Origin of the sequence: Neobacillus niacini, from assembly GCF_023715415.1 — a bacterium.
Lineage (GTDB): Bacteria > Bacillota > Bacilli > Bacillales > Cytobacillaceae > Neobacillus > Neobacillus niacini_C.
The window spans coordinates 34005-54927 of the sequence record NZ_JAMBOB010000017.1 but is presented as its reverse complement, the minus strand read 5'-3'; the positions used below and the strand labels follow the sequence as shown (position 1 = coordinate 54927).

The 20923-nt window shown below is 39.6% G+C and carries 20 protein-coding genes and 2 other annotated features; all 20 genes read left to right on the top strand.

Translation table 11 applies throughout. The features are described 5' to 3' along the window. Positions 1-15 precede the first annotated feature (15 nt). The gene (locus M3189_RS24870; RefSeq protein ID WP_251639184.1) at positions 16-1110 is read left to right on the top strand and encodes a PIN/TRAM domain-containing protein; all 1095 of its coding nucleotides are present in this window, start codon (positions 16-18) and stop codon (positions 1108-1110) included. Positions 1111-1133: 23 nt separating this feature from the next. After that, a complete protein-coding gene (gene ispD / locus M3189_RS24865; RefSeq protein ID WP_251639182.1) occupies positions 1134-1823 on the top strand; it encodes a 2-C-methyl-D-erythritol 4-phosphate cytidylyltransferase in 690 nt (229 codons plus the stop codon). 2 nt (positions 1824-1825) lie between these two features. Continuing rightward, positions 1826-2302, top strand: a complete 477-nt coding sequence (gene ispF, locus M3189_RS24860) for a 2-C-methyl-D-erythritol 2,4-cyclodiphosphate synthase (RefSeq protein WP_251639180.1) — start codon at positions 1826-1828, stop codon at positions 2300-2302. Between the two features lie 74 nt (positions 2303-2376). Further along, a complete protein-coding gene (gltX, locus tag M3189_RS24855; protein WP_251639178.1) occupies positions 2377-3834 on the top strand; it encodes a glutamate--tRNA ligase in 1458 nt (485 codons plus the stop codon). 47 nt (positions 3835-3881) lie between these two features. Continuing rightward, positions 3882-4124, top strand: a binding site (T-box leader). 3 nt (positions 4125-4127) lie between these two features. Further along, positions 4128-4883: a serine O-acetyltransferase gene (gene cysE / locus M3189_RS24850; protein WP_285889819.1), complete on the top strand. Its 756-nt coding sequence runs from the start codon at positions 4128-4130 to the stop codon at positions 4881-4883. Beyond that, a complete protein-coding gene (gene cysS, locus M3189_RS24845) occupies positions 4864-6264 on the top strand; it encodes a cysteine--tRNA ligase (RefSeq protein ID WP_251639173.1) in 1401 nt (466 codons plus the stop codon). The genes cysE and cysS overlap by 20 nt, the downstream gene beginning before the upstream one ends. A 3-nt stretch (positions 6265-6267) precedes the next feature. Further along, complete coding sequence (locus M3189_RS24840; protein ID WP_251639171.1) at positions 6268-6693, top strand: Mini-ribonuclease 3; 426 nt, start codon at positions 6268-6270, stop codon at positions 6691-6693. Then, positions 6690-7439 carry a 23S rRNA (guanosine(2251)-2'-O)-methyltransferase RlmB gene (gene rlmB, locus M3189_RS24835; RefSeq protein WP_353057492.1) on the top strand — a complete coding sequence of 250 codons (750 nt, stop codon included), beginning with the start codon at positions 6690-6692 and terminating at the stop codon, positions 7437-7439. The genes M3189_RS24840 and rlmB overlap by 4 nt, the downstream gene beginning before the upstream one ends. Before the next feature lie 2 nt (positions 7440-7441). Next, positions 7442-7951: an NYN domain-containing protein gene (locus M3189_RS24830; RefSeq protein ID WP_251639169.1), complete on the top strand. Its 510-nt coding sequence runs from the start codon at positions 7442-7444 to the stop codon at positions 7949-7951. A 116-nt stretch (positions 7952-8067) separates the two neighbouring features. Further along, entirely contained in the window at positions 8068-8673 is a 606-nt protein-coding gene (gene sigH / locus M3189_RS24825; RefSeq protein ID WP_179292730.1) for an RNA polymerase sporulation sigma factor SigH, read from the top strand. A 113-nt stretch (positions 8674-8786) separates the two neighbouring features. Continuing rightward, the gene (gene rpmG, locus M3189_RS24820; RefSeq protein WP_251639158.1) at positions 8787-8933 is read left to right on the top strand and encodes a 50S ribosomal protein L33; all 147 of its coding nucleotides are present in this window, start codon (positions 8787-8789) and stop codon (positions 8931-8933) included. A gap of 49 nt (positions 8934-8982) precedes the next feature. Then, positions 8983-9165 carry a preprotein translocase subunit SecE gene (gene secE / locus M3189_RS24815; protein ID WP_251639156.1) on the top strand — a complete coding sequence of 61 codons (183 nt, stop codon included), beginning with the start codon at positions 8983-8985 and terminating at the stop codon, positions 9163-9165. A 135-nt stretch (positions 9166-9300) separates the two neighbouring features. After that, positions 9301-9834 (top strand): transcription termination/antitermination protein NusG, encoded by a 534-nt coding sequence (nusG, locus tag M3189_RS24810; protein ID WP_251639154.1) that lies wholly within the window; start codon positions 9301-9303, stop codon positions 9832-9834. Between the two features lie 194 nt (positions 9835-10028). Continuing rightward, entirely contained in the window at positions 10029-10454 is a 426-nt protein-coding gene (rplK, locus tag M3189_RS24805; RefSeq protein ID WP_026565509.1) for a 50S ribosomal protein L11, read from the top strand. A gap of 232 nt (positions 10455-10686) precedes the next feature. After that, complete coding sequence (gene rplA, locus M3189_RS24800; RefSeq protein WP_251639153.1) at positions 10687-11385, top strand: 50S ribosomal protein L1; 699 nt, start codon at positions 10687-10689, stop codon at positions 11383-11385. A 52-nt stretch (positions 11386-11437) separates the two neighbouring features. After that, positions 11438-11584, top strand: a sequence feature (ribosomal protein L10 leader region). A 33-nt stretch (positions 11585-11617) separates the two neighbouring features. Further along, the gene (gene rplJ / locus M3189_RS24795; RefSeq protein ID WP_251639151.1) at positions 11618-12118 is read left to right on the top strand and encodes a 50S ribosomal protein L10; all 501 of its coding nucleotides are present in this window, start codon (positions 11618-11620) and stop codon (positions 12116-12118) included. Positions 12119-12172: 54 nt separating this feature from the next. Next, positions 12173-12532, top strand: coding sequence for a 50S ribosomal protein L7/L12 (gene rplL, locus M3189_RS24790; RefSeq protein ID WP_251639148.1), 360 nt, complete (start codon positions 12173-12175; stop codon positions 12530-12532). Positions 12533-12672: 140 nt separating this feature from the next. Beyond that, the gene (locus M3189_RS24785; protein WP_251639146.1) at positions 12673-13272 is read left to right on the top strand and encodes a class I SAM-dependent methyltransferase; all 600 of its coding nucleotides are present in this window, start codon (positions 12673-12675) and stop codon (positions 13270-13272) included. Between the two features lie 264 nt (positions 13273-13536). After that, positions 13537-17097 (top strand): DNA-directed RNA polymerase subunit beta, encoded by a 3561-nt coding sequence (gene rpoB, locus M3189_RS24780; RefSeq protein WP_251639144.1) that lies wholly within the window; start codon positions 13537-13539, stop codon positions 17095-17097. A 69-nt stretch (positions 17098-17166) separates the two neighbouring features. Next, positions 17167-20766 (top strand): DNA-directed RNA polymerase subunit beta', encoded by a 3600-nt coding sequence (gene rpoC, locus M3189_RS24775; protein ID WP_251639142.1) that lies wholly within the window; start codon positions 17167-17169, stop codon positions 20764-20766. Positions 20767-20923 lie beyond the last annotated feature (157 nt).

Sequence of the window (20923 nt, the reverse complement as noted above, 5' to 3'; positions counted from 1 at the left end):
AGAGGAGGTGAAGGAATGTTAAAACGTATTGTGCAAGCATGTTTTCTCATTACCGGAGGTACGCTTGGAATATTATTGATTCCGCAATTACTAAAATTAATAAAATTTGATGACATTCCAATAATTAGTAACTCATATGCAACGGCTATTATAGGTGCAATTATTTTCTATCTTATTACTTTTTGGGCAGTAGATTATGTACTGGAGTTTATTAAATGGGCGGAAGATTCACTGGTGAGAATCCCTGTTACAGATGTGATTTTTGGCAGTATTGGATTAATTTTTGGTTTATTAGTAGCCTTTTTAATTGGTTTTGCTCTAAATGCTGTTCAAGTACCTATTCTTAATGCTGTCGCTCCTATTTTGCTGACATTATTATTTGGATACCTTGGATTTCAGGTTGGATTTAAGAAAAGGGATGAGTTGTTAAATCTCTTTGGCAGCCGTGGGAAGAAGAAGTCCGGTGAAGAGGATGCGGAAAAGTCTGAGGGACAATCGCTAAAAATCCTCGATACAAGTGTAATTATTGATGGCCGCGTTGCGGATATCTGTCAAACAGGATTTTTAGAAGGAACAATTGTCATTCCTCGCTTTGTACTAGAGGAATTACAGCATATTGCAGATTCATCTGATGTGTTAAAGCGGAACCGCGGTAGACGTGGATTGGATATTTTAAATCGAATTCAAAAAGAACTAGCGATTAAAGTAGAAATTTACGAAGGCGATTTTGATGAAATCCAAGAAGTCGACAGTAAGCTTGTGAAATTAGCCAAAATCACGAATGGCATGCTTGTTACGAATGATTTTAATCTAAATAAAGTATGTGAATTACAGAACGTTTCTGTATTAAATATTAATGATTTAGCCAATGCGGTTAAACCAGTTGTACTACCTGGTGAAGAGTTAGCCGTACAGGTGATTAAGGATGGGAAGGAATATCACCAAGGTGTAGCTTATCTTGATGATGGAACGATGATTGTAGTTGAAGAAGGAAGAGAATATATCGGAAAGAGAATAGATGTTCTGGTTACGAGTGTCCTTCAAACTTCAGCAGGAAGAATGATATTTGCAAAACCAAAGTTACTGGAGAAAAGTGCTTTAGGAAGCTAGATAGAATAGATTGGAGTTTTAGCATGACTTACCAAGTCATTATCCCTGCTGCAGGTCAAGGGAAGAGGATGGGCGCAGGGAAAAATAAGCTTTTATTAGAGTTAAATAGTATTCCTGTATTCATTCATTCATTAAAGGTATTTGAAGAAGATGAGTTATGCGATGGAATAATCTTAGCCATTCACCCCCAGGAAGAAGCAGAATTTAATTCCATTTTGAAGAAGCATGAAGTGAAGAAGGTGCTTGAATTAGTTCCAGGTGGAAAAGAGCGTCAGGACAGCATTTATAACGCATTGAAGACAGTGAAGAGAGATGGAATTATTCTTGTTCATGATGCGGCGCGGCCTTTTATTCGCAAGGACCATATTCACCGATTACTAGAAACAGCACAAGAAACAGGTGCAGCAATCATTGGAGTGCGAGCAAAGGATACCATGAAAACAGTACGTAATGATGTGGTGATGGCAACTGTCGAAAGGTCTAGCTTGTGGGCTGTACAAACCCCACAAGCTTTTCGTTTTTCCTTATTGTACAGTGCATATGAACAGGCAGAAAAGGATGGCTTTATGGGTACCGATGATTCTAGCTTGGTAGAGCGGATCTCTCATCCAGTCACAATGGTCGAGGGGGACTATGATAATATCAAGCTTACGACACAGGAAGATTTATTTTTTGCACAAGCGATATTACAGAAAAGACAAGGGAGTTTTTGACTATGTTTCGTATTGGACAAGGCTTTGATGTACATCAATTAACGGAGGGGCGTCCGCTTATCATTGGCGGGATTACCATACCATATGAAAAAGGGCTGCTGGGTCACTCAGATGCAGATGTTTTGTTACATACGGTAACGGATGCATGTCTTGGAGCGATTGGAGAAGGAGATATTGGCAGACATTTTCCGGACACAGATCCGAACTTTAAAGATGCAGATTCAGCTAAATTGATGGAGCATGTGTGGCAGCTTGTCAAAGATAGAGGATACGAGCTTGTTAATGCAGATTGTACAATCATTGCACAACAGCCCAAAATGTCACCCTATATTCAGCAAATGAAAGAGAGAATCGCTGAATTACTTAATGCTACTCCCGAACAAATTAATGTGAAGGCAACAACGACAGAAAAGCTGGGCTTTACTGGCCGTGGTGAAGGAATTGCCTCACAAGTTGTAGTTTTACTAAAAAGGAAATAAATTCTTTATTGCTGAAATACACAATGGTAAAATAAATCAGATATAGAAAATCAACGGTATACGGAGGCATAATGATGTCAAATGAAGTTCGTGTAAGGTATGCTCCAAGTCCTACTGGACATTTACATATTGGAAATGCCCGTACTGCATTATTTAATTATTTGTTTGCACGTAATCAGGGCGGAAAATTTATTATCCGGATTGAAGACACTGATAAGAAGCGGAATATTGCTGGCGGTGAAGAAAGCCAATTAAAATACCTTAAATGGCTGGGTATGGATTGGGATGAAAGTGTGGATGTCGGCGGTGAATATGGACCTTATCGACAGTCAGAGAGAAATGACATTTATCAAACCTACTACAATCAATTAGTAGAGAATGGTCATGCTTATAAATGTTATTGTACGGAAGAAGAAATTGCAGCAGAGCGGGAAGAGCAGACTGAAAGAGGCGAAACTCCTCACTATTCTGGAAAATGCCGTCATCTAACTGCTGAGGAACGTGCTAAATTAGAAAGTGAAGGCCGTGAACCGAGTATTCGAATCATCGTACCAGAAGGGAAAACCTACACCTTCGAGGATATGGTAAAAGGGACTGTTTCCTTTGAGTCTGAAGGAATGGGTGATTGGGTCATCATCAAAAAGGATGGCACGCCTACTTATAATTTTGCGGTAACCATTGATGATTATCTAATGAAAATATCCCATGTACTTCGGGGAGATGACCATATATCCAACACTCCTAAGCAGCTAATGGTTTATGAAGCATTAGGATGGGAGCCTCCGATTTTTGGTCACATGACACTCATCGTAAATGAAAGCAGAAAGAAGTTAAGCAAGCGGGATGAATCCATTATTCAATTTATTGAGCAATATGAAGAATTAGGCTATCTGCCAGAAGCTTTGTTTAACTTTATTACTTTACTAGGCTGGTCTCCAACTGGTGAAGAGGAGCTATATTCGAAAGAGGAATTCATTAAAATTTTCGATGCCAGTCGCTTATCAAAATCCCCTGCTTTATTTGATACAAATAAGCTGACATGGATGAACAATCAATATATGAAGAAGATTGAGGTTGACCGCGTACTGGAGCTTTCCATGCCACATCTAGTAAAAGCTGGAGTGTTAGGTGAGAGCTTGACGGATGAAGAGCATGAGTGGGCAAGAGGTTTAGTAAGTTTGTTACAGGAAAAGATGAGCTTCGGTGCAGAGATTGTTGAATTATCGGATATGTTCTTTAAAGAAGAAGCAGAATATGAAGAGGATGCTAAGGAAGTATTAACAGGCGAGACAGTTCCTGAAGTACTTAAGGCTTTTGCTGAAGAACTAGAGAAACTAGACAACTTTAAAGCCGATGGAATTAAAGCAGCGATGAAGGCAGTTCAAAAATCCACCGGTCAAAAAGGAAAAAATCTGTTTATGCCGATTCGTGCAGCTGTTTCGGGTCAAACGCATGGTCCAGATTTACCTCAGGCGATTGAACTTTTAGGAAAAGCAAAAGTTCTAAATAGAATTCAAAAAATAATTGGTTAACATTTGACCAAATATGTAATATAGTAAAGGATATATACTCGCTATATGTAAAAGTGTTGAAGAGGAAAAGTAGAATATGACGCTTTAAAGAGAAAACCATCACCGGCTGAAAGTGGTTTAAGCCTCTCATGTTTGAAAATGCACCTCTGAGTCCCATTTCGAAAGATGTTAAATCTGTGTAGATATGGGCGGAACCTTTCCGTTAACAGGTAGAGTGAGGCCAATGTAAGCTGTATGTGAAGCAGCTTATCGGTCTAATCAGAGTGGAACCGCGCCAAAGCGCCTCTGTCGTTATGACAGGGGCGTTTTTTATTTTTTTAGGAAAAACAAGGGGAGTATTTACAGATGATGCTTTATTACATTTAAGGGGAGATGAGAAAATGTTCAAAAGGTTGAGGGAGGATATTGAGGTTGTTTTTGAACAAGATCCTGCAGCAAGAACTCACTTAGAAGTTATCCTGACGTATTCAGGTTTACATGCAATTTGGGGGCACCGAATTGCACATGCATTTTTTAAGCGTAAGTATTATTTTCTTGCACGGGTCATTTCTCAAATAAGTCGCTTTTTCACAGGTATCGAAATTCATCCAGGTGCAAAAATAGGCAGGAGATTATTTATTGATCACGGTATGGGGATTGTTATTGGAGAGACCTGTGAAATTGGTGATAATGTAACAATATTTCAGGGTGTGACACTTGGGGGAACGGGGAAAGAGAAAGGGAAACGTCATCCAACCATTAAGGATAATGCATTGATTGCAACAGGTGCAAAGGTACTGGGCTCTATTACTATCGGTGAAAATTCAAAGATTGGTGCAGGCTCTGTTGTCTTAAAGGAAGTACCTCCTAATTCAACGGTTGTAGGGGTTCCAGGCAGGGTTGTCATTCAAGACGGGAAGAAAATAACGAGAGATTTAGACCATTGTAACCTTCCAGATCCGATTGCAGATCGAATTAGAGAAGTGCAAGTTGAGTTAGATGAATTGAGAGAAGAGTTAATTGAATTGAAAAAAGAAAGGACTAAAGTAAATGGCCATTCAGCTTTATAATACATTAACCCGAAGAAAAGAAGAGTTCATTCCCCTGGAGGCAGGGAAAGTTAAAATGTATGTTTGCGGTCCAACTGTCTATAATTATATTCATATTGGTAATGCACGCCCGGCTATTGTTTTTGATACCGTTCGCCGTTATTTTGAGTACCGTGGATATAACATTCAGTATGTGTCCAACTTTACAGATGTAGATGACAAATTAATCCGTGCTGCCAATCAGCTTGGGGAGGATGTCCCAGCTATCGCAGATCGGTTCATTCAAGCGTATTTTGAAGATGTGTCAGCATTAGGCTGCAAGCAGGCAGATATTCACCCACGAGTAATGGAAAATATGGACATTATTATTGATTTTATTGCACAGCTTATTGAGAAAGGTTTTGCATATGAATCAGAAGGTGATGTCTATTTCAGAACAAGAAGTTTTAATGACTACGGAAAACTCTCTCATCAATCCATTGATGACCTGCAGGTTGGAGCAAGAATTGAAATAGGTGAGAAGAAGCAAGATGATTTGGACTTTGCCTTATGGAAGGCTGCAAAAGAAGGCGAAATCTTTTGGGAAAGCCCTTGGGGAATTGGACGTCCAGGCTGGCATATTGAGTGCTCGGCAATGGCAAAAAAATACCTAGGTGAAACGATTGATATCCATGCTGGCGGTCAAGATTTAACCTTCCCGCACCATGAAAATGAAATTGCTCAGTCGGAGGCTCTTTCTGGAAAAACCTTTGCCCGCTACTGGATGCATAACGGATATATCAATATTGACAATGAAAAGATGTCAAAATCACTTGGGAACTTTGTTCTTGTCCATGACATTATAAAGGTGCATAATCCTCAAGTGTTGCGATTTTTTATGCTGTCGGTTCATTACCGCAATCCTATCAACTATAGCGAGGAGTTACTTGAAAGCACAAAGGCCGCCTTTGAACGCTTAACAACCTCTTATCAGAATTTAAAGCATCGTAAGGAATCTAGTACAGATTTAACAAATAATAATCAGGAATGGCTAGAGAAGATAGCAGCGCTACAGGATGAGTTTATCAAAGCAATGGATGACGATTTCAACACAGCAAAGGCTATTTCTGTTTTGTTTGACCTTTCGAAATTGGCTAACTACTACCTTTTAGAAAAGAACACCGCAGTAGAGGTAATCGATACATTTACCAAACAATTTGATGAGTTATTTAATGTTTTAGGTTTGACACTAGAACAAACGACAGAAATGTTAGATGAAGAAATCGATGCCCTAATCGAAAAAAGAATTCAAGCCCGCAAGGACCGCAATTTTCAACTGTCTGACCAAATTAGAGATCAATTAAAGGAAATGAATATTATTTTAGAAGATACTCCACAGGGTACAAGATGGAAAAGAGGCTAATTCATGCTTGATTATCAAGAAAAAGTAGACGCTAATCAATTGAACAGTCTTGCACTAGCTTATTTGGGTGACGCTGTCTATGAAATTTATGTCAGACGTCACCTCCTGCAAAGCGGGAAAGTAAAGCCCAACAGTCTTCACCGAGAAGGGACAACCTATGTTTCTGCAAAGGCCCAATGCCAAGTGTTATTTCGAATGATGGATGAACACCTTCTTAGTGAGGAGGAGCTGGCGGTAGTTAAGCGCGGACGCAATGCTAAATCAGGTACGGTACCAAAAAACACAGACGTCCAAACCTATCATTACAGTACCGCATTCGAAGCATTAGTAGGATTTTTATATTTAACCGAGAATACGGAACGTCTTGAAGAACTTATCTTAAAGGCTTTTGAATATGTGGAAGAAAAGAAAGGAGGAAAAAGCGAGTGAACGAAAACCAGGATTATATCATTGGTAAAAACCCAGTTATGGAAGCACTAAGATCGGAAAGAGATATCAACAAAATATTAATTGCAGAATCCTCCCAGCGTGGTCAAATGCAGCAATTAATTCAATTAGCAAAAGAAGCACATGTTATCGTTCAATTTGTACCAAAGAAAAAAATTGACCAGATATCCGATGAAAATCATCAAGGAGTTCTTGCTTACGTTGCAGCCTACCAATATGCAGAGATGGACGATTTATTTGCAGCTGCAGAAAAGAAGAATGAAGCTCCATTCTTTCTGTTATTGGATGAAATTGAGGATCCTCATAATTTAGGATCAATAATGCGGAGTGCTGATGCAGTTGGTGCACATGGAATAATTATTCCGAAAAGGAGAGCAGTTGGATTAACGGCAACCGTCGCAAAGGCCTCAACAGGTGCGATTGAACATATTCCTGTTGTCCGTGTTACCAATATGGCAAGAACAATCGATGAATTAAAGGAGCGCGGTGTTTGGATTGCGGGTACGGATGCAAGTGGAAAACAAGATTATCGTCAATTAGATGGTATAATGCCGCTTGGACTTGTCATTGGGAGCGAAGGAAAAGGGATGGGTCGTCTTGTTAGAGATAAATGTGACTTCCTCATCAACCTGCCGATGGCCGGAAAGGTAACATCATTAAATGCTTCTGTTGCAGCAGCGTTATTAATGTATGAGGTATACCGCAGGCGGCATCCTCTAGAGGGATAAAAATGGATATCTTGCTTGTCGATGGATATAACATAATTGGGGCATGGCCTGAGCTAAGGGCATTAAAGGACCATGATTTGCCGGCAGCTAGGGACACTTTAGTAGAAAGAATGGCAGAATACCAAGCATTTTCAGGCTATCGAGTCATTGTTGTTTTTGATGCCTACTATGTACAAGGAACTGAGAAGAAGTATAGTAACCATAAAGTAGAGGTTATTTTTACAAAAGAAAACGAAACAGCAGATGAGCGAATTGAAAAACTAGCCATTGCTTTAAATAACCGAAGGACTCAAATTCATGTTGCTACCTCGGATTTTACAGAGCAATGGGCTATTTTCGGACAAGGAGCACTAAGGAAATCTGCACGGGAGTTACTTATAGAGATGTCCTCAGTCGAAAAGGGAATCGAGAAAAATGTAAAAAAAATTCAAGAAAAAAGGCCAGTCTCAAAAATACCAATTAGCAGTGAAGTGGCAGAAATTTTCGAAAAATGGCGCAGAGGGCAAAAGTAAGCGTTGACGTTCAAAAGTTACGGGCAGTATAATAATACTATCTATGCTTGTTCGGTGGAGGGGGATCTTAATTGAGTACAGACTTCGGGGAAAAAAGCAACCTGCTATTTTTAACAATGGAAGACGAGGGTATTGTAGATCTAGTGCACCAAGGTAATAGTGAGGCTTTGGATTATTTAATCCACAAATATCGAAATTTTGTACGTGCAAAGGCAAGGTCCTACTTCCTAATCGGTGCAGATAAAGAAGATATTGTCCAAGAGGGAATGATTGGGCTATATAAGGCAATACGTGACTTTCGCGAGGACAAGCTTACCTCTTTTAAGGCGTTTGCTGAATTATGTATCACTCGGCAAATTATCACTGCTATTAAAACTGCAACGAGACAAAAACACATTCCTTTAAATTCCTATGTATCATTGGATAAACCGATCTATGATGAAGAATCTGACCGCACCTTAATGGATGTCCTTTCTGGTGCCAAGGTTCTTGATCCAGAGGAACTAATTATTAATCAAGAGGAATTCGATCACATAGAAGTAAAAATGACTGAATTATTGAGCGATTTAGAACGTAAGGTTTTGGCGTTATACCTCGATGGGCAATCCTATCAAGAGATTTCTGAGGAATTGAATCGTCATGTTAAATCAATTGATAATGCTCTGCAGCGTGTGAAAAGGAAATTAGAACGGTATTTAGAAATTAGGGAATTTAGTCTCTGATTTTTGAAAACGGTGACATTTGGGTGAACACGCTCACGCACGATGTTGACAATAAATAGGGGTCATGTTACATTTTTAAAGATATAAAAGATGGATATTGAAGGTGACACATTATGAGTAAAAAGATTATTCTGGCATGTGCTGACTGTGGATCACGTAATTACTCGACGAATGCAAATCAGTTACAATCAGAACGATTGGAATTAAATAAATATTGCAAAACATGCGCCACCCATACAGTCCACCGAGAAACAAAATAATTTTTATTCATACTAGCAATGTTATTCCGATAGTTGGAGGGTTACAGATATGCAACGCTTAAAGAAATTCTTCAGTGATATTTTCCGTGAAATGAGAAAAGTTAGTTGGCCAAAACGCAAGGAATTAACTCGCTATACCATCACTGTTCTTACAACAGTTGCTTTTTTTGCAATATTCTTTGGTGTAATCGATTTAGGAATATCAAAATTGATTCGAGTTATCCTTGAATAATAAAAGGTATTTCATGGTATAATGGTGAATAATAAAACAAATTCTTATGTAAAGCCCGTCTAACGGGTTTTTTCATTTGCTTTTTAAAAGTTTTTTATGAAAGTACGGGGAGGGATGGACGTTTAGTCCTCTTGAATGGAAAAAAATTGGTATGTTTTACATACTTACTCAGGTTATGAAAATAAAGTTAAAGCAAATCTAGAAAAGCGTGTTGAATCAATGGGTATGACGGATAAAATTTTCCGTGTCGTAGTACCAGAAGAAGAAGAAACAGAAATAAAAAATGGGAAAACAAAAGTAGTGAAACGAAAAGTTTTTCCTGGCTATGTACTTGTTGAAATCGTCATGACAGATGATTCATGGTATGTTGTCCGAAATACTCCAGGTGTAACGGGATTTGTCGGTTCTTCTGGAGCCGGTTCTAAACCTACTCCACTTTTACCTGAAGAAGTAGTTGTCATCCTAAAACGCATGGGCGTTGATGAGAAACGCTTCGATGTAAACTATGAAATTGGCGAAACGGTTCGGGTAAAAGAAGGTCCATTCATGAACTTTACAGGAACAGTAGAGGAAATGGATAAAGACAAGGCTAAACTTAAAGTTCTTGTTAATATGTTTGGACGAGATACCCCCGTAGAACTAGAATTTACACAGATTGAGAAGTTGTAAATTAAAGAATTATTAATAGTAATTTGAAAAAAACTTGAAATCATTTTTAAAAAGTGGTAATATTTCATAGGTCAGTATGTCTCTTCGAGAGACAAGACTTTTGCTAAGATCTTTATCTTTATATAAAGACAGATACCTGAGTGGGAGGGTAAATACCCTATTACCACATCACGGACTTTAAGGAGGTGTGTCTCGTGGCTAAAAAAGTAATTAAAGTTGTTAAATTACAAATCCCTGCTGGGAAAGCGAATCCTGCACCACCAGTTGGACCTGCATTAGGTCAAGCCGGTGTTAATATCATGGGATTCTGTAAGGAGTTTAACGCTCGTACAGCGGATCAAGCTGGATTAATCATTCCTGTTGAAATCACGGTTTTTGAAGACCGTTCATTTACATTTATTACGAAAACTCCTCCTGCTGCAGTTCTTTTGAAAGTAGCAGCTGGAATACAGTCTGGTTCTGGTGAACCAAACCGTAATAAGGTAGCAACAGTTAAGCGTAATACAGTACGCGAGATTGCGGAACAGAAAATGCCTGACCTAAACGCTGCAAGCGTTGAAGCAGCAATGCGCATGGTTGAAGGTACTGCTCGCAGCATGGGAATCGTTATCGAAGACTAATCCATGCAAACTGTTATTGTTGTAATGAAGGGGGTTGCGTTACTTACGCAACCTTTATTCGTGACAAGCTGCGGCGCCTAGCCCCTCGGGGTCATAAGCCAATCCGTCTAGAAGGTTAAAGAACAACCTTCCAGCCGGCTCGTCTTACGCCTGTCGGGGCTGGACAAGGCGCCTCCGCTTTATTAAGTGGGAGTTATTAAACGTTAAAACCACAATCTAGGAGGAAATAAAAATGGCTAAAAAAGGTAAAAAGTATTTAGAAGCTGCTAAGCTTGTTGATAACACAAAAGCTTACCCAGTTGCTGAAGCAATCGAACTTGCAAAGCAAACTAATTATGCTAAATTTGATGCGACACTTGAAGTTGCATTCCGTTTAGGTGTAGACCCTAAGAAAGCTGACCAGCAAATCCGTGGTGCAGTAGTACTTCCAAACGGAACTGGTAAGACTCAACGCGTTTTAGTATTCGCGAAGGGTGAAAAAGTGAAAGAAGCAGAAGCTGCTGGTGCAGATTATGTTGGCGATGCAGAATACATCACTAAAATCCAACAAGGTTGGTTTGAATTTGACGTAATCGTAGCAACTCCTGACATGATGGGTGAAGTTGGTAAACTTGGTCGTACATTAGGACCAAAAGGTTTAATGCCAAACCCTAAAACTGGTACTGTAACATTTGATGTAACTAGAGCTATTAACGAAATTAAAGCAGGTAAAGTTGAGTACCGTGTAGATAAAGCTGGAAATATCCACGTACCTATCGGTAAATCATCTTTCGAAAACGAAAAACTTGTTGAGAACTTCAAAACTGTGTTCGAAACAATGGTTAAAGTTAAACCTGCAGCTGCAAAGGGAACATACATGAAGAACGTAACAGTTACTTCAACTATGGGACCTGGCGTGAAGGTTGATCCTTCATCTGTAACAGTTAAGTAATTTTTTACCAATTGACAATTATAGATACATTTTATATAATCTATTTTGTTGTTTAAATAAAACATTTGTACTGAAGACAGCAGGTGCGAACATTCGCTTAATTCCCTGCCGAGGTAATGCGATAGAATTGGCTGATTCATTCGGCTATTGTATGCACCTCCATGTCTGTCTAGTGATGTGGAGGTTTTACTTTGCCTGGTATAAATGTAGAGAATCTACAGGAGGTGTAAAGATGAGCAGCGCAATCCAACAAAAAGTTCAAATCGTTGATGAAATTACAGCTAAGTTAAAAGCTAGTGTTTCAACAATCGTTGTTGACTACCGTGGGCTATCTGTTGCTGAAGTAACTGAACTTCGTAAGCAACTTCGTGAAGCTGGTGTCGACTTCAAAGTTTACAAAAACTCTATGACTCGTCGTGCGGCTGATGCAGCTGAACTTTCAGAGTTAAACGCAGCATTAACTGGTCCGAACGCAATCGCGTTCAGCACGGAAGATGTAGTAGCACCTGCAAAAATCCTTAATGACTTTGCTAAAAAGCATGAGGCACTTGAAATTAAAGCTGGTGTAATCGAAGGCAATGTAGCAACAGTTGAAGAGGTTAAAGCACTTGCAGAATTACCTTCACGTGAAGGCTTACTTTCAATGCTACTCAGCGTACTACAAGCTCCAATCCGCAACCTTGCTCTTGTTACAAAAGCAGTTGCAGAACAAAAAGAAGAACAAGGCGCGTAAGTTAACACTTATCGCTTAACCACTATGGAATGAAAACTAAGGAGGAACATTAAAATGACTAAAGAACAAATCATTGAAGCAGTTAAATCTATGACTGTTTTAGAACTTAACGACCTAGTAAAAGCAATCGAAGAAGAATTCGGCGTAACTGCTGCTGCACCAGTAGCAATGGGCGGAGCTGCGGTAGCGGCTGTTGAAGAGCAAACTGAATTTGACGTAATCCTTGCTAGCCCTGGCGATCAAAAAATCAAGGTTATCAAAGTTGTACGTGAAATCACTGGTCTTGGTCTTAAAGAAGCAAAAGATCTTGTTGATAACACTCCAAAAGCTGTTAAAGAAGGCGTTTCTAAAGAAGAAGCTGAAGAACTTAAAGCTAAACTTGCTGAAGTTGGAGCTAACGTTGAAGTTAAGTAATAACCTTATAGAAAAGCTCGCTGTATAAGCGGGCTTTTTTTCGATACTTAAAAGCTAAAAACGCCTAGGTGCTTTTCGCTAGATACTAGTTATTTTCCTCAGGTAACCTCATTATAAACACTCCTCAGGAGGTGAGCTTATTGTCTGAACATTACTACTCTCGCACCCAAAAGGTCGAAAGTGAACCGAAATATTGGGACTTCACCTTAAGGGATGTGTTATTTCGTTTTAAAACGGATAACGGTGTGTTTTCAAAAAAAGAAGTAGATTTTGGCTCCCGCTTATTAATAGAAGCTTTTGACCTGCCCAATGTTGAAGGACAAATTCTAGATGTTGGGTGTGGATACGGTCCAATCGGCCTTTCAATCGCAAAAAATTATCCAGAGCGCATTGTCCATATGATCGATGTGAATGAACGGGCAATTGAGTTAGCGATGGCTAATGCTAGGCAGAATGCGGTGGACAATGTTGAAATTTATGAAAGTGATACTTTGTTAAATGTGAAGCAATCAAACTTTGCTGCAATATTAACAAATCCACCTATTAGAGCAGGTAAGAAGACAGTTCACGATATCTTTGAACAAAGTTATGAGCATTTAGTCACCGGTGGTGAGCTTTGGATTGTCATTCAAAAAAAGCAAGGTGCACCTTCTGCTATTGAAAAATTAAAAGAACGATTTACCACAGTAGAAACTATTGACAAGTCTAAAGGTTATTTTATTATTAAGGCTGTAAAATAGTTGACTTGAATTTGTCAAGTGTGTTAGCATTATAAAATGCCATCATAATATTTTCCGAATTATTCCTGAAAATACTTATTTTATTAGTATAAAACATGTTTAAGTCGGAAAAGATGACAAAATAATAGTCAAAATGTGAAAATGTGGTTTTTAAGAAATAAAAACCCTTTTTCTTTTTTTGTCTAATGGAGGAACTCCTTTTGTTCCTTACATAAGACCAAAATATATGTTTCATAAAAACGCTTGATTTGAGGGGTGAATCAGTTGACAGGTCAACTAGTTCAGTATGGACGACACCGCCAACGAAGAAGTTACGCACGAATCAGTGAAGTTTTAGAATTACCAAATCTTATTGAAATCCAAACCTCTTCCTATCAATGGTTTCTTGATGAGGGTTTGCGTGAAATGTTCCAAGATATTTCACCAATTGAAGACTTTACTGGTAACCTATCACTAGAATTTATTGATTACAGCCTTGGCGAACCGAAGTATTCTGTTGCGGAATCGAAAGAGCGAGACGTTACATATTCTGCACCATTGCGTGTTAAAGTACGTCTTGTAAACAAAGAAACAGGCGAAGTAAAAGACCAAGATGTTTTTATGGGTGATTTTCCACTCATGACTGAAACGGGTACGTTTGTCATAAATGGGGCAGAACGTGTTATCGTTTCACAGTTAGTACGTTCACCGAGCGTATACTTTAGTGGAAAACTTGATAAAAACGGGAAAAAGGGTTTTTCAGCTACAGTAATTCCGAACCGCGGCGCTTGGCTTGAATATGAAACAGACGCCAAAGATGTCGTATATGTCAGAATAGATCGTACTCGGAAACTGCCCGTTACGGTTCTTTTGCGTGCACTTGGCTTCGGATCTGATCAAGAAATCATTGAATTGATCGGAGATAATGAGTACATTCGCAATACGCTAGAAAAGGACAACACTGAAGGAGTAGAAAAAGCGCTTCTAGAAATTTATGAGCGCCTGCGTCCAGGTGAACCTCCTACCGTTGAAAACGCAAAGAGTCTATTGGTTTCAAGATTCTTTGATCCAAAAAGATATGACCTTGCAAACGTAGGTCGTTATAAAATTAACAAGAAACTCCATATTAAAAATCGCTTATTTAATCAGCGTTTAGCTGAATCACTTGTCGATCCTGAAACAGGTGAAATTATTGCAGAAAAAGGGACACTTTTAGATCGAAGAAATTTAGATCGAATTATCCCTGCTTTGGAAAAGGATATTAATTTTAAAGGCTTTAATCCAGCTGGTGGTGTAGTACAGGAAGAAATCATTCTTCAAGGAATTAAAATCTATGCACCAAATGAAGATGGTGAAAAAGTTATTAATGTGCTAGGCAATGCGTATGTTGCAGAGCCGATTAAAAACATTACGCCTGCTGATATCATTTCTTCTATCAGTTATTTCTTTAACTTACTGCACGGTGTCGGCGATACAGATGATATTGACCATTTAGGGAACAGACGTCTTCGTTCCGTTGGCGAATTGCTTCAAAATCAGTTCCGAATTGGTTTGTCACGTATGGAGCGTGTGGTTCGTGAAAGGATGTCAATCCAAGATACTGCTACCATCACACCACAGCAGTTAATTAACATCCGACCTGTAATTGCTTCGATTAAAGAGTTCTTCGGAAGCTCTCAATTATCGCAATTTATGGATCAAACAAATCCGCTTGCAGAATTGACGCATAAGCGTCGTTTATCTGCATTAGGACCTGGTGGATTAACGCGTGAACGTGCAGGATTTGAAGTGCGTGACGTTCACTATTCCCACTATGGCCGTATGTGTCCGATTGAAACGCCAGAGGGACCAAACATTGGTTTGATTAACTCACTCTCATCTTTTGCAAAAGTGAACCGTTTTGGTTTTATTGAAACTCCATATCGCCGGATTGATCCGGATACTGGTAAGGTTACAAGCCGAATCGATTACTTAACAGCAGATGAAGAGGATAACTATGTTGTAGCACAGGCGAATTCACGTCTTAGTGATGACGGTACATTTATTGATGATGATGTTGTTGCTCGTTTCCGTGGTGAAAACACGGTAGTAAAACGCGACCGTATCGACTATATGGATGTATCTCCTAAACAGGTAGTTTCTGCTGCGACAGCTTGTATTCCGTTCTTAGAAAATGATGACTCTAACCGTGCATTAATGGGAGCGAACATGCAGCGTCAAGCCGTTCCATTATTACAGCCAGAGGCGCCGAGAGTTGGAACAGGAATGGAATATGTTTCTGGTAAAGACTCAGGTGCAGCGGTAATCTGTAAGCATGAAGGAATTGTAGAGCATGTTGAGGCACGTGAGGTTTGGGTGCGTCGAATTAATATAGTCGATGGTCAAGAAGTTAAAGGTGACCTTGATAAATATAAAATGTTGAAATTCATTCGTTCTAATCAGGGAACTTGTTATAATCAACGTCCGATTGTTGCAGTGGGTAACCACGTAACAAAAGGTGAGATTCTAGCAGATGGTCCTTCTATGGAGCTGGGTGAACTTGCTTTAGGTCGTAACGTTTTAGTTGGCTTTGTTAACTGGGATGGCTACAACTATGAAGATGCCATTATTATGAGTGAACGTCTTGTAAAAGATGATGTATATACTTCTATTCATATTGAAGAATATGAGTCAGAATCCCGTGATACAAAACTTGGACCAGAAGAGATTACCCGTGATATTCCAAATGTAGGGGAAGATGCCCTCAGGAATTTGGATGAGCGTGGAATTATTCGTACTGGTGCTGAGGTAAAAGACGGCGACTTGCTGGTTGGTAAGGTAACTCCAAAGGGTGTTACAGAACTTACTGCTGAAGAACGTCTATTGCATGCAATCTTCGGAGAAAAGGCTCGTGAAGTTCGTGATACGTCGCTAAGAGTTCCGCATGGCGGAGGCGGTATTGTCCTTGACGTTAAGGTCTTTAATCGTGAAGATGGCGATGAGTTGCCACCAGGCGTAAATCAGCTTGTTCGTGTTTATATTGTTCAGAAGCGTAAGATTCATGAAGGGGATAAAATGGCGGGCCGCCATGGTAATAAAGGGGTTATTTCCCGGATATTACCAGAAGAGGATATGCCGTACTTACCGGATGGTACCCCGATTGATATTATGTTAAATCCTTTGGGCGTTCCATCACGTATGAACATCGGTCAGGTGCTTGAGCTTCATTTAGGAATGGCTGCAAGAGCTCTTGGAATCCACGTTGCATCACCGGTATTTGACGGTGCACGTGAAGAAGATGTTTGGGGAACGATTGAAGAAGCTGGAATGGCTAATGATGCAAAAACAGTATTATATGATGGACGTACAGGTGAACCGTTCGATAATCGTGTGTCTGTAGGTGTCATGTATATGATTAAACTTGCTCACATGGTTGATGATAAGCTCCATGCTCGTTCAACTGGACCATACTCACTTGTTACACAGCAGCCACTTGGTGGTAAAGCACAATTTGGTGGACAGCGTTTTGGTGAGATGGAGGTTTGGGCACTTGAAGCATACGGTGCGGCTTATACACTACAAGAAATTCTGACAGTCAAATCAGATGACGTGGTGGGTCGTGTGAAAACGTACGAAGCGATTGTCAAAGGTGAAAATGTACCGGAACCAGGGGTTCCTGAATCATTTAAAGTATTAATAAAAGAACTTCAAAGTCTAGGAATGGATGTAAAAATCCTTTCTGGTGATGAAAAAGAAATTGAAATGCGAGATACGGAAGATGATGATGACTTACAGCAAGTCGATACATTAAACATCGTTCCTGAAGCACAAGCATTTGAATCTGAAAAGGTTGGTTCCAAGGAATAAGACTTAGCTGAAAGCGCCTAGAAGCGTTTTCAGCTAATGATTGTCTAGATAGAAAGGGAGGTAGGCCCCTTGCTGGATGTTAATAATTTTGAGTATATGAAGATTGGTCTGGCATCACCAGATAAAATCCGTTCATGGTCTTTTGGAGAAGTAAAAAAGCCAGAAACCATTAACTATCGTACATTGAAGCCTGAAAAGGATGGTTTATTCTGTGAGAGGATTTTTGGTCCTACAAAGGACTGGGAATGTCACTGTGGAAAATATAAACGTGTCCGTTACAAAGGTGTCGTGTGTGACCGATGTGGTGTTGAAGTAACAAGAGCAAAGGTTCGTCGTGAACGTATGGGTCATATTGAGCTTGCAGCTCCTGTCTCTCACATTTGGTACTTTAAAGGAATCCCTAGCCGTATGGGACTAGTTTTAGATATGTCTCCAAGAGCATTAGAAGAGATTATTTACTTTGCATCTTACGTTGTTACAGAATCAGGAGATACAGCTCTTGATAAGAAACAACTGTTATCAGAAAAAGAATATCGAGCATACCGTGAAAAGTACGGAAATAAGTTCCAAGCTGCTATGGGTGCTGAGGCAATTAAAAAGCTTCTATCTGATATCGATTTAAATAAAGAAGTTGACGCATTAAAAGAAGAATTAAAAACAGCACAAGGTCAGCGTCGTACGCGTGCGATTAAGCGCCTTGAAGTGTTGGAAGCATTCCGTAACTCTGGAAATGAGCCGTCATGGATGATTCTAGATGTTCTTCCTGTCATCCCTCCAGAACTTCGTCCAATGGTACAGTTGGATGGAGGAAGATTTGCTACATCTGATTTAAACGATTTATACCGTCGAGTAATCAATCGGAATAATCGTTTAAAACGTTTATTGGATCTTGGTGCACCAAGCATTATCGTTCAAAACGAGAAGCGGATGCTTCAAGAGGCAGTAGATGCACTAATTGATAATGGTCGTCGTGGCCGTCCGGTAACAGGCCCAGGTAACCGTCCATTAAAGTCACTGTCCCATATGTTAAAAGGAAAGCAAGGTCGTTTCCGTCAAAACTTACTTGGGAAACGTGTTGACTATTCTGGTCGTTCCGTTATCGTTGTTGGTCCAAACCTAAAAATGTACCAATGTGGTCTTCCAAAAGAAATGGCTCTTGAATTATTTAAGCCTTTCGTAATGAAGGAACTAGTAGAAAAAGGTTTAGCCCACAATATCAAATCTGCAAAACGTAAGATTGAAAGAGTGTCACCTGAAGTTTGGGATGTGCTAGAAGATGTTATTCGTGAGCACCCAGTTTTATTAAACCGTGCCCCAACACTTCATAGACTTGGAATCCAGGCATTTGAACCAACACTTGTTGAAGGAAGAGCGATTCGCCTTCATCCACTAGTATGTACGGCATACAATGCGGACTTCGATGGTGACCAAATGGCTGTTCACGTTCCACTTTCGTCTGAAGCGCAAGCAGAAGCTAGACTTTTAATGCTCGCAGCCCAAAACATTTTGAACCCTAAAGATGGTAAGCCAGTTGTTACACCTTCACAGGATATGGTACTAGGTAACTATTACTTAACTCTTGAAAGAGAAGGTGCTATCGGAGAGGGTATGATTTTTAAAGATACAAATGAAGCGTTAGTTGCTTATCAAAATGGCTATGTTCACCTGCACTCTCGTGTTGCTGTCCATGCTGGTTCATTAGGAAACGAAACGTTAACAGAAGAACAAAATAATAAATTACTGATTACAACGGTTGGTAAACTTATTTTTAATGAAATTCTTCCTAAATCTTTCCCTTATATCAATGAGCCTACTAGACAAAACCTAGAGGTTGAAACCCCAGCAAAATACTTTGTTGAAAAAGGTGAAGATGTTAGAGCAAGAATTAAAGAAATGCCGTTAGTTGATCCGTTCAAGAAGAAAATCCTTGGTAATATCATTGCTGAAGTATTTAAGCGATTCAAAATTACTGAAACGTCTAAAATGCTAGACCGTATGAAGGACTTAGGATTTAAATATTCTACAAAAGCAGGGATTACCGTCGGTGTTGCTGATATCGTGGTATTACCTGAAAAGCAAGAAATTCTTCACGAGGCACAAAATAAAGTAGATAACGTTATGAAGCAGTTCCGTCGCGGTTTAATAACTGAAGACGAACGTTATGATCGCGTTATTGCGATATGGAGTGCTGCGAAGGATACCATTCAAGGGAAACTAATGAAGTCCTTGAATAAAACGAATCCGATATTCATGATGAGTGATTCCGGAGCCCGTGGTAACGCATCTAACTTTACGCAGCTTGCAGGTATGCGTGGATTAATGGCCAACCCGGCTGGACGTATCATTGAATTACCAATCAAGTCAAGTTTCCGTGAAGGTCTGACAGTATTAGAGTACTTTATTTCTACCCACGGTGCTCGTAAAGGTCTTGCCGATACAGCGTTAAAAACAGCTGACTCTGGTTATTTAACACGTCGTCTTGTAGACGTTGCTCAGGATGTAATTGTCCGTGAAGATGATTGTGGAACGGACCGTGGTTTGTTAATCCGTTCACTAAAAGATGGTACAGAAGTAATTGAAGGCTTAGATGAACGTTTAATTGGCCGTTATGCTCGTAACCCAATTAGACATCCTGAAACAAAAGAAGTGTTAGTACCTGAAAATGGACTTATCACTGAGGATCTTGCTGAAACTATTGTTGGAGCGGGAATTGAAGAAGTTAAAATTCGTTCTGCCTTTACATGTAATACCCGTCATGGTGTATGTAAGAAGTGTTATGGCCGTAACTTGGCTACAGGTCAAGAAGTTGAAGTTGGGGAAGCAGTTGGAATCATTGCAGCCCAATCAATTGGTGAACCTGGTACACAGTTAACAATGCGTACATTCCATACAGGTGGTGTTGCAGGAGACGATATCACGCAAGGTTTACCACGTATTCAAGAAATATTTGAAGCACGTAATCCAAAAGGGGTTGCGGTTATTTCTGAAATTGATGGTGTGGTTGTTGGTATTAATGAAGGGCGTGATCGCCAGCATGAAATTATTGTTCAAGGTGAGATTGAATCACGTACTTATAATGCTCCGTATACAGCACGCTTGAAAGTAGCAGTAAATGATCCAATTCTTCGTGGACAAGAATTAACAGAAGGTTCTATTGACCCTAAAGAATTAATCAGGGTAAAAGACGTTAATGCTGTTCAGGAATATCTGTTACGTGAAGTTCAAAAGGTTTACCGTATGCAGGGTGTTGAAATTGGCGATAAGCACGTAGAAGTAATGGTTCGTCAAATGATGCGTAAGGTTCGTGTAAGTGATGCGGGTGAAACTGATGTACTTCCGGGTACACTTTTGGATATCCACCAATTCACAGATGCAAACGAAAAAGCATTGTTAGCCGGAAAATTACCTGCTACTGGACGTCCTGTATTGCTCGGTATTACGAAAGCATCACTTGAAACGGATTCATTCTTGTCTGCCGCATCCTTCCAAGAAACAACAAGAGTTCTGACTGATGCAGCAATTAAAGGTAAACGAGATGAATTGTTAGGCTTAAAAGAAAATGTTATCATTGGTAAGCTTGTTCCAGCAGGTACAGGTATGCAGAGATACCGTAAGGCTGAACCGGTTTTAAGAGATACAACTTCTGAAGAAACAGTTGCAATCGACTAAGAAATAAAAATTATGCGGTACCCGCTAATTAGCGAGTACCGCCTTTTAAAGAATGTTTGTCTTAAAAAAAATTTAAAGTATTGTTGACTTATATTTTATAAGATGGTAATATATCAAAGGTGCTCCTATTCACCTGATACTTTGGAGGATATGATAA